This window comes from Paenibacillus sp. FSL K6-1217 (genome assembly GCF_045040735.1).
Taxonomy (GTDB): Bacteria; Bacillota; Bacilli; order Paenibacillales; family Paenibacillaceae; genus Paenibacillus_AQ.
In genome coordinates this window covers 5,035,046-5,049,355 of record NZ_CP150271.1, presented here as the reverse complement: position 1 = coordinate 5,049,355, position 14,310 = coordinate 5,035,046, and the positions used below count along the sequence as shown (strand labels likewise).

Annotated in this window: 14 protein-coding genes; 10 read left to right on the top strand and 4 right to left on the bottom strand. The window is 46.1% G+C overall.

Annotation, left to right across the window (positions count from 1 at the left end):
* Positions 1 to 20 precede the first annotated feature (20 nt).
* The gene (locus tag MHH28_RS22275) at positions 21 to 734 is read right to left on the bottom strand and encodes a response regulator transcription factor (RefSeq protein WP_405105651.1); all 714 of its coding nucleotides are present in this window, start codon (positions 732 to 734) and stop codon (positions 21 to 23) included.
* Between the two features lie 203 nt (positions 735 to 937).
* Here MHH28_RS22275 and MHH28_RS22270 point away from each other — a divergent pair, with 203 nt between their 5' ends.
* Positions 938 to 2,275, top strand: coding sequence for an ABC transporter substrate-binding protein (locus tag MHH28_RS22270; protein WP_405105649.1), 1,338 nt, complete (start codon positions 938 to 940; stop codon positions 2,273 to 2,275).
* Between the two features lie 236 nt (positions 2,276 to 2,511).
* On the opposite strand, the gene MHH28_RS22265 is transcribed toward MHH28_RS22270, so the two are convergent.
* Positions 2,512 to 3,354, bottom strand: coding sequence for a sialate O-acetylesterase (locus MHH28_RS22265; RefSeq protein WP_405105647.1), 843 nt, complete (start codon positions 3,352 to 3,354; stop codon positions 2,512 to 2,514).
* A gap of 245 nt (positions 3,355 to 3,599) precedes the next feature.
* On the opposite strand from MHH28_RS22265, the gene MHH28_RS22260 reads away from it, so the two are divergent.
* Positions 3,600 to 4,187, top strand: coding sequence for an effector binding domain-containing protein (locus tag MHH28_RS22260; protein WP_405105645.1), 588 nt, complete (start codon positions 3,600 to 3,602; stop codon positions 4,185 to 4,187).
* Between the two features lie 287 nt (positions 4,188 to 4,474).
* Here MHH28_RS22260 and MHH28_RS22255 read toward each other — a convergent pair whose 3' ends face one another.
* Complete coding sequence (locus MHH28_RS22255) at positions 4,475 to 5,407, bottom strand: GyrI-like domain-containing protein (RefSeq protein WP_405105643.1); 933 nt, start codon at positions 5,405 to 5,407, stop codon at positions 4,475 to 4,477.
* Between the two features lie 158 nt (positions 5,408 to 5,565).
* Here MHH28_RS22255 and MHH28_RS22250 point away from each other — a divergent pair, with 158 nt between their 5' ends.
* Complete coding sequence (locus MHH28_RS22250; RefSeq protein ID WP_405105641.1) at positions 5,566 to 6,687, top strand: serine hydrolase domain-containing protein; 1,122 nt, start codon at positions 5,566 to 5,568, stop codon at positions 6,685 to 6,687.
* Positions 6,688 to 6,837: 150 nt separating this feature from the next.
* Here MHH28_RS22250 and MHH28_RS22245 read toward each other — a convergent pair whose 3' ends face one another.
* Positions 6,838 to 7,371 carry a dihydrofolate reductase family protein gene (locus tag MHH28_RS22245; protein WP_405105640.1) on the bottom strand — a complete coding sequence of 178 codons (534 nt, stop codon included), beginning with the start codon at positions 7,369 to 7,371 and terminating at the stop codon, positions 6,838 to 6,840.
* Positions 7,372 to 7,435: 64 nt separating this feature from the next.
* Between MHH28_RS22245 and MHH28_RS22240 the strand changes: the two genes are divergently transcribed.
* From MHH28_RS22240 to MHH28_RS22210, 7 genes are all read left to right on the top strand, one after another.
* A complete protein-coding gene (locus tag MHH28_RS22240) occupies positions 7,436 to 8,350 on the top strand; it encodes a helix-turn-helix transcriptional regulator (protein WP_405105638.1) in 915 nt (304 codons plus the stop codon).
* Positions 8,351 to 8,496: 146 nt separating this feature from the next.
* The gene (locus MHH28_RS22235; RefSeq protein ID WP_405105636.1) at positions 8,497 to 9,333 is read left to right on the top strand and encodes an alpha/beta fold hydrolase; all 837 of its coding nucleotides are present in this window, start codon (positions 8,497 to 8,499) and stop codon (positions 9,331 to 9,333) included.
* A 139-nt stretch (positions 9,334 to 9,472) separates the two neighbouring features.
* On the top strand, positions 9,473 to 9,919 hold the full coding sequence (locus MHH28_RS22230) for a hypothetical protein (RefSeq protein WP_405105634.1): 447 nt from the start codon (positions 9,473 to 9,475) through the stop codon (positions 9,917 to 9,919).
* 1 nt (position 9,920) lies between these two features.
* The gene (locus tag MHH28_RS22225) at positions 9,921 to 10,157 is read left to right on the top strand and encodes a helix-turn-helix transcriptional regulator (protein WP_209987239.1); all 237 of its coding nucleotides are present in this window, start codon (positions 9,921 to 9,923) and stop codon (positions 10,155 to 10,157) included.
* Between the two features lie 14 nt (positions 10,158 to 10,171).
* Positions 10,172 to 11,086, top strand: coding sequence for an NAD(P)-dependent alcohol dehydrogenase (locus MHH28_RS22220; protein ID WP_405105632.1), 915 nt, complete (start codon positions 10,172 to 10,174; stop codon positions 11,084 to 11,086).
* A 215-nt stretch (positions 11,087 to 11,301) separates the two neighbouring features.
* Positions 11,302 to 12,342 (top strand): zinc-binding dehydrogenase, encoded by a 1,041-nt coding sequence (locus tag MHH28_RS22215; RefSeq protein ID WP_405105630.1) that lies wholly within the window; start codon positions 11,302 to 11,304, stop codon positions 12,340 to 12,342.
* 36 nt (positions 12,343 to 12,378) lie between these two features.
* The gene (locus MHH28_RS22210; RefSeq protein ID WP_405105628.1) at positions 12,379 to 14,307 is read left to right on the top strand and encodes an alpha-amylase; all 1,929 of its coding nucleotides are present in this window, start codon (positions 12,379 to 12,381) and stop codon (positions 14,305 to 14,307) included.
* Positions 14,308 to 14,310 lie beyond the last annotated feature (3 nt).

Below are 14,310 nucleotides of genomic sequence, written 5' to 3'. Positions count from 1 at the left end.
ATAGCCACTGTGGTTGGATCCTACTCACCCCTTACTTTTAGATCGCCTTCGATTTTGTATCCAATCCCCCACACAGTTTTGATTATCCTCGGTTCGCGCGGATTAGATTCTATCTTCTCACGGAGCTTTCGGATATGAACCATGACGCTATTTTTCGACTCCATAAAGGGCTCGTTCCAGACCTCTTCGTAGATGCGATCCATGCTCAGCACCATCCCTCTATTGACTGCCAGCATGTGAAGAAGCGCGAACTCGCGGGGAGTCAACTTGATCTCCTGCTGGTCGACCGTTACCGTGTGGGACGCAATATTAATAACGACGTTTTCGATATGTATTTCGTTCGCGTTAACCGCAGCGGCGTTGAACTGGTTCATCCTTCGAAGCTGCGACTTGATGCGTGCGATCAGCTCAAGCGGGTTGAATGGTTTGGTTACGTAGTCGTCGGCGCCGATACTGAGGCCTGATATTTTATCGATATCCTGGTCTTTGGCCGAGAGCATAATGATGGGAATAGGATTTGTTTCCCGTATTTTCATACAAGCCTGCAATCCGTCCATATGGGGCATCATTAGATCAAGCACAATTAAATCGACCGGCACGGACTGTAGAATTTCTAGTGCCTCCAGTCCATTCGACGCTTTTAGGAGCTTATAGCCTTCGTTATTGAAATAAATATTCATCAATTGGATAATTTCCGCTTCGTCATCCACCATCAAAATCGTACTTTCCGCCATAGATCCTCCCATAATTCTCGTATCTTTCTTAATTAATGAGTAGAACAATAATTATAAACGATATATCTAATGCAATGAATAACGTCAGCAATATTTAAGGAAATGATAAGAATTTCGGTAGCCGGCTGTTAAGCTTTCTCTTCTATACTTAGTCCAGCCGAGTGGTTAATCGTTTAAACAATAAATAAGCGGAGGTTATAATTTTGAAGATTAATTTATTAAAGAAGGCATTAATCGTTAGTTTGAGTGCTATACTATTGGTCATTTCAGCAGGTTTTAGCCTGGACCCAAAAGCTTCTGCGGATTCAAATACCCAAGCAGACACGAAACAAACGCTAAAGGTGCTCTACAAAGAGAAATATTTTTTCGATGAGAAATTGTTCCAACAGCAGTTTCCCAATACTCAGATTCAGGAAGTTAAATGGGATGGAAAATCAGATTTAAAAGCTTTTATCGCCAACCAATCACCTGACGTTATCATGCTGAACACTCTTGAATATCAGCAGCTGTCCAAGGAGAATCAGTTAGCAGAACTCGGTCAGTTAATTAAGCGTGACAATTATGATACTACAACAATGTATCCTGGAATGCTGGACGCACTCAAAGTCAATGGAAAGCTCTACGGGTTAAGTCCAACCTTCAATACAGAATCTATTTTCTACAATGCCGACTTATTTAAAAAATATAATGTTCCATTGCCGAAGGACGGAATGACTTGGCAGGAAATATTGAAATTAGCCGCTAAATTCCCGACTTCAGGAAATAAAGACAACCGTATCTGGGGACTTCACTATCCTCTTGATAATTACACCTATTTAATCAATGACATAGCAACTTCCGAAGGATTAACCCGGTATAATCCTGATACACTTAAAGCAAATATGAATACAGCGGCTTGGAAAAGGGTATTCAGTATGGCTATTACTGCAATAAAATCCAATACCATAGAAGGATCGAATACAGTTGGCTATTCCAATGATCCTTTCATTATGGGACGAGCGGCTATGACGGTAAGTACTCAAAGTATGGAAACCTTAAGAGACATAGCTGCGGATAAAGCTGCTATAGCAAATTATAAACCTTTTACTGTTAAAATTGCCGCGGGTCCTGCAGATCCTAAGAATCCGAAAACAACACGGAATATCCATCTTCCTTCGATCATGACGATAAAAGCTAGTTCTGCTAATAAAGATATTGCTTGGAATTTCATCAAGTTTTATAACGGAGCGGATTATGCTAAATCCAAATCCATATCAGAACAGTTTATAGGCTATTCCCTAACCCGTATGGATTATAGTAAGGAGTACAATGGTTATAGCTTAGAGACCTTCTATAAATTAAAACCAAACCTGGAAACACCGCCATATGTTAATCCAATAGGGAATCTATTTAACAATTCACAGTATTCAGTTATTCTGCAGAGTGAAGTGAAACAGGCATTAAGCAACAAAAAGACACTAGACAAAGCGCTAGTTTCAATTCAAACACAAGTTCAAAAGAGCCTTGATGATGCTGTGAAAAAGCAAAAAGCGAAGAAATAACTCAGGAGCCTTAGCTCGCTGATAACGCCTTTACAGGCAAGGACCCATTCTTAGATAGCTTCTATCTAAGAATGGGTCCTTTTTGGTCTGCGCTTCTCAACCTTATTTAAGGAAATGATAAGAATTTCGGTGGCCAGCCAGTGTGTTAAGCAGGGAGCAATATTCGGCAGAGAAGTATGAATTAATGGAAGATCGGGCCAAGTTTTGGACAAGTATGCCAAGAATGAGTAAAGGGATCAGGGCTGCATAACCTTCACCATCTGCGCCTCGAATTCGGCGTAAGTAATTTTACCCAAAGCCAAATCCATGCTATGAAGGTATATTTGTTCTGTTTTCGAATAGTCGCGCTTCACTTTCAGTGACTGCTCCTCCCCCGGTAGGGGCTCCAGGACATGACACTTGTTCGAATAAGCTTCGAAATAGCGGTAGCCAAATTTGCGTTGCGAAACCGCGTTGATATGAATGCCATCAGGATTCGCGGTTAGTTCTGCTGCCGTTACAAAATAACAATGTGGCTGTTCGTTAGCGAAGCGCAACAATTGTTCATTGATCTGTCTATACTCTGTCGCTTGCTGTCCAAAACCCGTCTTCCCAAGGAAATCACCAAGTCCGCCAATGATGAGCGGCACCTCATGAACATTCAATTCGTTTCTTAGAGTCTTGATGATAAGGGTTAATTTCTCGTAATACGTTTCATGCAGCGATTGATAACTGTCGCTCTCACCCTGGTGCCACAGAATCCCGCAGATTTGGCTGGACCGCAAGGCGAATCGGGCTTCGGACAAAGCATGCTGAAAAAGAATGCCTTCCGGATGCCAATCATTCAAAGAGCTGCCACCTTCTGCACAAGGAATCAAACCAATTTCTTCATCCGAATTGGCTTTTGACCAGGCATCGGCGAAAGACGCCGCCAGGCTTACACCGGAAACCGGACGGTCATAATTAATCGGCTCTGTCATCATCTGCCACTGTCCATTACGCAGCATTTTTATTTTTTCATTATATATAGGGTCGACTTCATGCAAAAATCCACGGCCTGCCATATTAGATTGACCCAACATTAAAAATGATTTTATCATTTGATCTTCATTCCTTTACATAACTAATATAGACTAATTGAGTCATTATATAGTCTGATTAGACTAAAATCAATTAATGATCATTATGCCTGGAATTAGAGATAAACCAAGAAGATTTCTTTACTATCGCGGAAGTGATGCATGCGGTCATCCAATAAAGCTGAGAATTCCGTTGAAGGAAATTCAAAGGATTCTGCAGAGTGATGAGTCCAGGATCGCACTTGCTGTGTTCCAAGAAAAGATGTATGAACTATCCAGCGACGGCATTGTCTGTCATTCACAATGTACTGCAAAACTTGGTAGATCAACTCAAGCTCCATGCCGAAGTGAAGCTGAACCCGGGAGTCTGGATGGATAAAACTCTGCTACAGATCGTTGAAGCCCTTCCTTTATCCAAAAGTAATCTCAAGGAGGACCTATCCATGAACGATTTGATCAAGGCAGATCAACATTTATCCACGCTTAAGGATGTGCGGATTGTTTACCTTCCGTCTTCACCAGTGGCTTCGATCCACGTAATTGGAAAATCACCGGAGTATGAAACGGGGATGGAGTTGCAAAAGTTTATGATGGACACGAAGCTGACCCAACTCAAGCCTGATCTGCGGCATTATGGATTCAATCATCCGAATGGAGTCCAACCGGATGGATCGGACCATGGGTACGAGAGATGGGTAACGATACCTTATGATCTAGAGGTACGTGAACCGTTCGTGAAGAAGCATTTTACCGGTGGCTTACACGCAGCTCACATGATTCCCATGGGCAGCTTCGAGGAATGGGGATGGCTCACCGAGTGGGTCGAGCACCATGAGGAGTATGAACCAAACTAGGGAGACCCCGATTGTATGTATGGTTCAAAGGAAGAGCATTTGAATTACATCAACCAGTATCATTTAAGCAATGAGGAAATCGATAAGGTGGTACAATTGGATTTACTACTTCCGATAAAGTCAAAGTTGAACCGGTAAATGATACAAGGCCATCCCGTAAAGGATGGCCTTAAAACTTTTGAAGAGAAACGGGAACTTGCCATTCCAACCGTTACGAACCGTATCATAAGTAGGGGGAACAGTTTGACGTGAAGTCCTTGCTGGCAGTGGAACGAGAGGGTGTTCAGCTACCAGAAGCTTGCTTCATTTAGTTTGATCGGGATGCCGAATTCCATTTCGCACTGTCCATCCGGATGGTGAAGGGAGTTGGGGAAGTAAATCTCTAGGGCCGGACGTGAAACGTCCCATATATACGGGCTTAGGGGAAGCCACTCGATGGAGACCAGGTGCAGCAGATCTTTCACCGTATCCGGTCTGTCGGTCATCCGCACAATGGCGTATTTGCCTCCAGGAATCGTCCGGATGCCCAGATCGCCAGTCGGCGTCATCCGTTGCTCCGTTGTAATGCAAGCGTCATACCTGTGTCTGCCGTCCGGCGTGATGAAAGGGTCGTCGAGGATGAGTCCGACCGTCATACTTCCTTTTTTTAGTGCTTCTCTCGCGTCCAACCAGGAGGCTACCCGCTCAAATAGCCCCGTAATGTCCGAATTGATTTTTCCTTCATTGATGGTTCCCCTATACCGGGCGTAGATAGCAGTCATTGGAGCAAGGTTCCGAATCTCAATCGGGAGTTCCGCCAGCTTGCGGGACAGTTCGGTGGACTTTTCAAAGGTGAACCGGGCCCTGAACCGTTCCGCAATCGTCTGGAGAGGAAACCTGTCCCGGCATTCGGAAGCACTCAGGCCGGTATGCTCGCGGAACACTCTGCAAAAGTGGGCCGGGGTTTGCATACCACAATCCAAGGCGATATCAGTTATGCTCCGGTTTGGGTGGAACAACAGTAGCTTGATTGCCTTCTCGATGCGGATCCGCCGGGTAAACCCGTGCACGTTCTCACCCATCACCGCTTTGAACACCCGATGGAAGTGAAAGGGGGAAAAGGCGCCCACGTCCGACACTTCTTTAAGGGTTAATGGATCCGTAAGATGGTCCTCCATGTAGTTGACGACATGGTTGACCCGGTAGCGGTATTCCAATTCCAAGGCTTTGGCTGTCACCATCCGTTTCACCGCCCTCCCTTATTCCCATTATTGATTAAATCCGATCTCTATTATAGCAAGAATTGTTAATCGGGTAGCAAGAAATTGGAAGACGATCCACGCCCATTACACTACCATAAGGGAAGATAGAAGAATAACCTTAAAGGGTGTGTTCATGTATGACCGAAATATTTCGTTATGCCAAGCTAGCCGTGTTGGCAGGGGCAGCTTGCCTGATCCTTACCACGTCCGCTTGCTCTCCGGAAAAGTCCTTAGCCCCTGCGTTGTCCCCCGGCAACTCCAAGGTGATCAACTTGCCAAACGGGGAGTGGCCGATCAGCACTCCAGAGCAGGTTGAGATGGATCCCAAGGAAGTCGAAGCAGTGATGCAATATGCCAAGGAATCGCCGGTTCTCTCCATGCTAGTTGTTAAGGACGGCACAATTGTCTCCGAGTATTACAAGGATGGCATGTCGGATACCAAGCTGGCTATAAACTCGATCACCAAGAGCGTGACATCGCTCTTGATCGGGATAGCTATCGACAAAGGTTATCTGAAAGGAATAAATGAGCCGATAGAGCCATTTTTCCCTGAATATAAGGAGTTGTTCGATTCACCCGATAAGAGATCCATTACATTAGAGCACTTGCTCAGCATGACAAGTGGCTTGCATTTCCCGGAATGGACTGATTGGAATTATATGATCCAGCCTATGACGGAGACCAAGGACTGGAACCAATTTGTACTCAGCCAACCGATGGATTCTAGGCCAGGTGAAATATGGAACTACAATACAGGCGGTTCCCAATTAATGGCGGCGATTCTCAGGAAAACGACTGGGCAATCCGAACTTGATTTTGCCAAGGAGCATCTGTTGGGTCCTCTCGGAATTGATAGCATGAAGTGGCCCCGTTCACCGGACGATTCCAATTCAGGGGGCTTCGGCCTGAAGATGAAGCCAAGGGATCTGGCCGAGATTGGCCAATTGGTGCTTAACCGTGGCGTATGGGATGGCAAGCGCATCGTCTCGGAAGCATGGATCCGGGAATCGACCTCTCGGCATTCGGAGGGAAATGTGTCTTTCGGCGAATATGGCCACCATTGGTGGATGAATCAGTACGGCGGGCACAAGGCAGTTTTCGGTATGGGTTATGCCGGCCAATATCTGACCATCGTACCCGACCTGAATCTAGTGATCGTCGTGAACTCGGCTGCTACCGGGAATCCCCAGGATACCCTCCTTCCTATCCAATTTATCGAGAGCTTGGTTAAAGCGGTGAAGAACAAATTGAGGACATAGTCCTAGCCTGCCGCTGTTTTATTGAACTCCAACCAACGTTGAAATTCGAATTTATACGACAATTAAAGGGCACCCACACGAATGCTCTTTAATTTCGCTGTTAGAGATGATACGGTGAGCCGTACCATAACTACCCCTCAATCATGGAGATTATGACCCAAGTGTTTGATAATGAAGCATCACGATCTGACCCATTCTCTCGGTATGAGTTAAGGTTAGATTCTCTGGCGCTGTTCCGGCAGGGAATAAGGGAATGCCTTCTCCCAGAATGGTGGGAATAAGCGCAATTTGGAGCTCGTCCAGCAATTGAAGCTTCAGGACACTCTGTACAAGTAATCCTCCGCCTACAATCCAGACCTTGCCTTCTGAGGTTTGTTGTAACCGGGGGATAAGCCGGTCAATGGATTCGCCTGTAAAAACAACATGTGGCGCAGGCGGTTGCCCGGAACGCGTAAGGACAAAAGCCGGTTTATCTGCATAGGGGAATTCATCGGCTAGCTTCAGCACCTCTTCATAAGTATTTCGCCCCATCACTACGCTTCCCACTGTTCCATAGAATTCACTATACCCGTTATCCCCTCCATTTCCTTCGATTTCATACAACCAATCGACAGAGCCATCGGGCCTTGCAATGTAACCATCCAGACTCATAGCGATGTACAGCACAACTTTATGTTTTGACATTGTTAATCGCTCCCTTCTAGATTCAATGATACACTTGAACTATGACAAAATATGACGTAGTTAGGTGAAGCCATTGATTAATCGAAGACTGGAAATTATGCGGACATTGGATTCAAGGACCAAATTTACGGCCCGCCAGCTGGCAGAACGATTCGGAGTATCGCTAAGGACGATCCAGCGCGATCTGGATTATCTGCAGCAGATGGGGGTCCCTCTGTATTCGGAGGTAGGCATCCACGGGGGGTACCGGGTGCTGCCGAACCGGATTTTGCCACCCCTTCAATTAACACAGCACGAGGCGTTGGGATTGTTCCTGATGATTGAATATTTGGAGCATATTCCTGACTTTCCCTATGGAATCATCCGGGCTCAACTGGCAGATCAGTATTATTCCGGATTGCCGGATGATGTGCGGGATCTGATTAGTCGTTCGAAGCAGCATCTTGCCGTTCTTCAGCACTCTTCGATACGCCCAGCGCCGTTAACGACCCAGGTGTTAGGTGCAGCCGTGGAGAAGAGAGAGATTACATTTGCTTATCATTCCCGCAGCGGCAAGAAGAATGTGCAGGTCTATCCGCTCGGGATCTATTATGAACAAGGGTATTGGTATATGCCCGCCAGCAAGCAGGGTGAGATTCGCCTGTATCGGGTCGATCGGATGGAGCAGATGGAGGAAGGGCCTCACCGAATAGAGGAGTCACTTCCAACGCTCGCAGCATGGATGAAGGCCGGGGAGACCAGGGATAGCACCGAAGTCATATTACATTTTACGGATATGGGCGTAAGGCTGGCGGAGTCGGACCGGATATTCGCTTCAGTTCTGGACAGGGAATGGCGCGGCTGTATTCCTGTGGAAGAGTTCCCGTTCACGGCGCAGAAGCTGCTTGCATACGGACCGGAGGTGAAGGTGGTCTCTCCAAGGGAGTTGCAGGAATGTGTCAGAGAGTTGCTGGAGAAGACTATAAGTCAGTATTCATAAAATACGTAATATCCATTTTCCCGGGGTGTTGACAGCTAGACTATTAATTGTTATATTCTCAACGTTAAAAATTTTAACTATATTTAACAATTAAAGGGGTAGTAGAAGCCCTGAAGCGGTAAAACAAAAAATGGAGGGATGTACAAATGGCAAAGGTTACGGTTGGGCAGGAGAATGGAACTTCAATTGAGCTTCATTATGAGGATGTCGGAACAGGGAAGCCAATTGTGCTGATTCATGGTTGGCCGCTCAGTGGAAGGTCCTGGGAGAAGCAAGTGCCTGCACTAGTGGAAGCCGGTTATCGGGTGATCACGTATGACCGCCGTGGATTCGGTCAGTCTTCCCATCCGTGGAACGGATACGACTATGATACATTCGCGGCGGATTTGCATGCGTTGATGTTGAACCTGGATCTTCACGATGTGACTTTGGTCGGGTTCTCCATGGGCGGAGGAGAAGTAGCGCGTTACATTGGTACTTATGGAGTGGATCGGATATCAAAAGCGGTGTTGGCCGGTGCTGTCCCTCCGTATCTGTACAAATCCTCGGATAACCCGGACGGCGGATTTGACGATGCGACTATTAAAGGATTCCAAGAGGGGGTAAAGGCGGATCGTCTAGGGTTCCTAGATGGGTTTGTAACCAATTTCTTCGCCTCTGGGGACAGAACTGACTTGGTAAATGAAGCGTTCCGCTTATACAATCGCGATATTGCCGCTTTTGCGTCGCCGAAAGGCACGCTCGATTGCATCTCGGCATTCAGCTATACCGATTTCCGTGCGGACCTTGAGAAATTCAAATTGCCGACGCTAATTCTTCATGGGGATGCTGATGCGATCGTTCCTGTCGAGATCAGTGGTCAAAAAGCGCATGAGCGGATCGCAGGTAGCCAGTTAGTTGTAATTGAGGGCGGCCCCCACGGATTCAATGTTACCCACGCTAAGGAATTTAACCATGCCTTGTTGCAATTCTTGAAGGGCTGATACTACATAAAAACCGTCTTGTGTATGATGAAAAGGATCATAACATACATAAGACGGTTTTTTTGTATGGTAAAGTTGACACGATGTATGGTTTGGTATACATTATGTTTAGTAAACTATACTAAAGGCGGTGTCATACATGACTTATCAGGAAAAGAAGAGCATCGTATCGCTAATCAGCACCCTACTGATTTTTACAGTGTATTTGCTGTACAGGTACCCGCAGTATCCAAATGAAGTGTTGGATTCAAAAGTAACCTTCCATTACTGGGGTTCCTTCATTCTTGTATTGACCTTGGTTTCCATCGCGGCACATATCGTGATCAGCATTGTTTTTAACATCATCTTCCGGATGACGACAGGTGAAAAGGAACCTGCATTCGCGGACGAACTGGATAAGCGCATCGACTTGTTGGCCTTCCGAAATTCATTTACTATGTTTGTCAGCGGCTTCCTTCTGGCTATGGGCTCATTGGTTATAGACCAGCCTTTGAAGGTAATGTTCATCGTCCTAATCGTCGCTGGATTTCTGTCAGACGTAACCGGTTCAATATCGAGACTGTATTACTACAGGAGAGGAGTCTAAGATGGGCAAAGTTCTTGTTGGCAATTACATCAGAAAATTACGATTCGATCTTAATGAAATGACTCAGCAGCAGCTGGCCGATAAGGCAGGTGTAACCAGACAAACGATCGTAGCTCTTGAAAAAGGAAATTACTCCCCCTCACTGGAGTTGGCCTTTCGTATTGCCCGCACCTTTAACTTGCCGCTCGAAGAGGTATTCTTTTACGGGGAAAATTCAGAGGAGCCAAGTGGGAAATAGATAGGGGGTAAAGGATGAGAGCAATGGTATATGCCAAATACGGTTCGCCTGATGTGCTTCACCTGAAGGAGCTAGAGAAACCCGCACCGAAGGATAACGAAGTCCTTGTCAGAATCTATGCGGCAACGGTAACAGCGGGGGACTGGCGTATGCGAAAGGCAGATCCGTTCCTTGCAAGATTGTACAATGGTCTCTTAAAGCCCAAAAAGGTAACGATATTGGGGTTTGAGTTAGCCGGGGAAGTTGAAGCCGCAGGCAAAAATGTAACACGCTTTAAGATTGGCGATCAAATATTTGCGTCTTGTGGTTTCAGCTTCGGTGCATATGCCGAGTACAAATGTCTGCCTGAAGATGGACTGGTGGTCATGAAGCCGGTCAATGTGAGCTATGAGGAGGCTGCTGCTGTTCCCGTCGGGGGGCTCACCGCGTTGAACTTTCTAAGGAAGGGGAAACTCGCGAGCGGAATGAAGGTGCTTATTTATGGAGCCTCTGGAAGTGTGGGAACTTATGCGGTCCAGCTTGCCAAATTTTATGGGGCAGATGTAACAGGGGTATGCAGTACTGCTAATCTTGAGCTGGTAAGATCTATAGGAGCCGATCGGGTCATAGATTATACGAAACAGAAGTTTATGGCGCATGAAGAAAGCTATGATTTGATCTTTGATGCCGTTGGAAAAACGATATCGAAAATCAAAAAATCGACATTCAAAAAGGCACTGCGTACGAACGGGAAATATGTGAGTGTGGATATGTCACACAAGCCTCGCGTTGAAGATCTTATCTTCCTACAAGAGCAACTTGAGGCTGGTAACATTAAGCCAGTTATCGATAGAAGCTATTCGCTGGAACAAATTCCCGATGCCCATCGTTATGTTGAACAAAAACATAAGAAGGGGAACGTCATCATTACTGTAAGTTCCCTATCCTAAGGAACGGCAAAAAAAAGGGAGTGTGCGAACACTCCCTTTGAGCTGTTATGGTATGTTATCCGAATGTAAAGATTAAAGCGCTTACTATTGTAGATTTATATAAAATGTATTTATTAACATTATTCGACAAAATTCACCTTACTTTTGCGTGGTAGCTATGATATATTCTGGTTGAATATGGATAGTAAAGAAGTGAAAGGGGAGGGAGAATGCGTATGGAGGCGCTTGTGTGGACATCGAATCATAAGCTGGAGCTCTGCGAATGGGAAGAGCCGACAATTGCAGCACCGGATGAAGTCAAGATCCGGATTGAGATGACGGGTGTATGTGGAACAGATTTAGCAGTCATCACGGGGAAAGAGGAGGGGGTTCCAGGCGTTATTCGCGGTCATGAGGCTGTAGGGACCGTAATTGAAACCGGCAGCAACGTTGACCGCGTTAAGGTAGGCGACCGCGTGGTTATTGATCCGAATCAAAGCTGCGAGAAATGTTATTTTTGCTTGAAGAAACAGCCGCACCTCTGTACGGGCACCGATGGAAATGGGATGCCTATTGCAGGTTTGAATCGAAATGGGACATTCACTTTTTTTTACTCTACTGTACAAACGTTTGCACACATACTTCCTGATCATATGAGCTGGGAAACAGGGGTTTTGATCGAGCCTCTTGCCTGTGTGCTACACAATTTCAAAGAGGCTAATGTCACTGCAGACGATAAGGTGCTCATTCTTGGATCGGGTCCGATGGGATTGCTAAGTCAAATTGTGAGTAAATCCAAGGCGGCGCTTACCGTTGCGACGGAGATTAATCCTTACCGGCTGGCTTTTGCCAGAGAAATCTCAGATTATGCTCTGACACCTTCCCAATTACATGAAGCTACCGTAGACGAGATCTGCTCGGGGCATAAGTTTGATGTGATTATCGACACGGTAGGCACTCAGCTCGAAATGGCGGAGCAATGGATTGAGCGTGGAGGCCGCATCGTTCCTTTTGGTATTAATGCGAATTACCGGTACACCTTTTCTCCTACCAAATTCGTACAGCAGGCCATCAAAATTATCGCAGCGGGCGAATACCGCTACATGTTCGAGGAAGCTATACGGTTTGCTGCTGAGACACCTGAACTGGAGAAACTGGTGACTAGAAAAGTTAAGCTCAATCAGCACGAAGCAGCAATAAACGAGTTGATCGGCTATGAATTGAATTCTTTGAAGGTGGTTGAGAGTGATACCGTGAAGACGGTTTTTGTTCCCTAAATGTGGAGCTGTAATTAGCGAGAGGTGGATCTATTCATGGGCAAAGAAGACAAATTTAGACTTGTTCAGGATTACTTGTCTATGCACAAGGCCAGAGAGGTAGAGCCGATTTGGATACCTGCAGTGTGGAATGAGTGCAGCTATAAGCCTATTCTCTTCGAAAAAGACGGTGAAATATGTGTGCATCCGTATGATTTTTTGACAGAGCATTTGAGGTATGTAGACAAGCTTTCCTGGAGGTATTTGCTCAAGGAACGCACGAATTTAGACGAAAGCACGATCTATTCTGCGTTAATTCGTTATTCGACGGCCTGGGATTACAACCATGACGGAACAGTCGAATCGGGCACTTTTCTAAGATTCCTTATTCTTCTGCCGCTGTTAAAGAAAATAGGCGTCAATATTCTGTATATGCTTCCAGTAAACCAGTACAGCAAGTTAAATCTGAAGGGGGATATCGGGTCACCTTACGCTGTGCAATCGTTATTCCACTTGGACCAGAACCTGCATGACAGCTTGTTGGACGGTATGGAAGAGTTCACCATCCACGATGAGCTTAGCGCTTTGGTAGAAGCTTGTCATTTGCTCGATATCAAGACTGTTGTCGATTTCATTCCTCGTGTAACGGCGAGAAACAGTGCATTCATTACTGAGCATCCCGAATGGGTGTACTGGATCAAGCTTGAGGAATTAGAAGGCTTTGCACCGCCGTCGATTCCTGAGCTTGGATTCTTTGAGGAGTGTACGCCTGACAACTTGGAGACGGTCTACCACAGCCAGGAGACCGCAGCATTTCTGCGGAAGTTCTCACCGCCGCCCAATGAACTTCATCCCAGCCTTTGGCAGCAGTTGAAAGAAAGAGCTGCTAATCATGGAGACGAGCTATTAACTTTGGTGGAGCAAGAGATGGGAATAACAACCTCTCCGGCGCATTCGGATTGGATTAATGATGTGCAGCCGATTTGGACAGACATTACGTTCTTGCGCCTCTATAAAGATTTCTCTCCGCAAGTGAGACATCTTATCAGCATGGGTCAGGCGCCATATGTCCTTTTTGATACGATTAAATGCAATGACTACCCGGGAGAGGAGCCGAATTTGGAGTTATGGGACGTTCTGGAGCAGGCAGTACGCTTTAATCTCGAAAAGTATGGGATTGACGGCTTTCGCATCGACATCGGCCATGTGCTTCCTATTCCGTTGTTGACTCGTATTTTTGACACGGTTAAAGAGATGAATCCGAATGCACTCCTGATCAGTGAAGACTTGTTCAACCGCAATCACAGGAAGGCAGCGAACACGGGCTACAACATTATGCTTGGAAGCGGATGGAACGTTATGACGGAGATTACTAAGGAGAACCTGGTTTCATTCTTAGAGGAACTGCCCGAATTGAATATTCATGTGTTTGCTTGTGCAGAAACGGCAGATACTCCCCGGATCACGAGCCGTGGCGGTGTCGGGGTTGCCCGGATGATCGCAGTATTTAATCAATTTCTTCCGAACGCAATTCCTTACGTGACAACGGGCTATGAAATGAATGAGGAGCAGCCCCTCAACTGTGGTCTTGGTGACAACACGAACGGTGAGGAGATTTCCCGCGCTTTTTTTAATGTCATGCAAATTAATTGGACTAATCCTGCACCCATGCTGCCGCTGCTGGCGGAGCTAAGTGAATTTAAGAAAGCTTGGCATCACCTCGTGAAGCCGGAGAACTTTTTCGTGGCGCAATCCCCGGAAGGTACTGCTATATACGGGTATATGCAAGGGGATGAGACGATGCTGTGCTGCTTTAACTTGAGTGCCGATGCTTTCTGCCAAGTCGATTTAAACGTGGCCGTACCCGGCCGATGCCCATTGACCGTAGCACTGGATAGCTCTTTAACGGGTAGCAGCGTAGGTCAGGCGTTCGACTACTTGCAGCTTGCGCCTAATCAGGCTCTAGTGCTCATAAACAATTTTTAGAAA

Excerpts from the sequence above, each read along its gene's own strand:
- MHH28_RS22265 (WP_405105647.1), bottom strand. The coding sequence starts at position 3,354 with ATGATAAAATCATTTTTAATGTTGGGTCAATCTAATATGGCAGGCCGT.
- MHH28_RS22210 (WP_405105628.1), top strand. The coding sequence starts at position 12,379 with ATGGGCAAAGAAGACAAATTTAGACTTGTTCAGGATTACTTGTCTATG.
- MHH28_RS22215 (WP_405105630.1), top strand. The coding sequence starts at position 11,302 with ATGGAGGCGCTTGTGTGGACATCGAATCATAAGCTGGAGCTCTGCGAA.
- MHH28_RS22245 (WP_405105640.1), bottom strand. The coding sequence starts at position 7,371 with ATGTCAAAACATAAAGTTGTGCTGTACATCGCTATGAGTCTGGATGGT.
- MHH28_RS22260 (WP_405105645.1), top strand. The coding sequence starts at position 3,600 with ATGAACTATCCAGCGACGGCATTGTCTGTCATTCACAATGTACTGCAA.
- MHH28_RS22255 (WP_405105643.1), bottom strand. The coding sequence starts at position 5,407 with ATGGTGACAGCCAAAGCCTTGGAATTGGAATACCGCTACCGGGTCAAC.
- MHH28_RS22230 (WP_405105634.1), top strand. The coding sequence starts at position 9,473 with ATGACTTATCAGGAAAAGAAGAGCATCGTATCGCTAATCAGCACCCTA.
- MHH28_RS22275 (WP_405105651.1), bottom strand. The coding sequence starts at position 734 with ATGGCGGAAAGTACGATTTTGATGGTGGATGACGAAGCGGAAATTATC.
- MHH28_RS22235 (WP_405105636.1), top strand. The coding sequence starts at position 8,497 with ATGGCAAAGGTTACGGTTGGGCAGGAGAATGGAACTTCAATTGAGCTT.
- MHH28_RS22225 (WP_209987239.1), top strand. The coding sequence starts at position 9,921 with ATGGGCAAAGTTCTTGTTGGCAATTACATCAGAAAATTACGATTCGAT.
- MHH28_RS22220 (WP_405105632.1), top strand. The coding sequence starts at position 10,172 with ATGAGAGCAATGGTATATGCCAAATACGGTTCGCCTGATGTGCTTCAC.
- MHH28_RS22250 (WP_405105641.1), top strand. The coding sequence starts at position 5,566 with ATGACCGAAATATTTCGTTATGCCAAGCTAGCCGTGTTGGCAGGGGCA.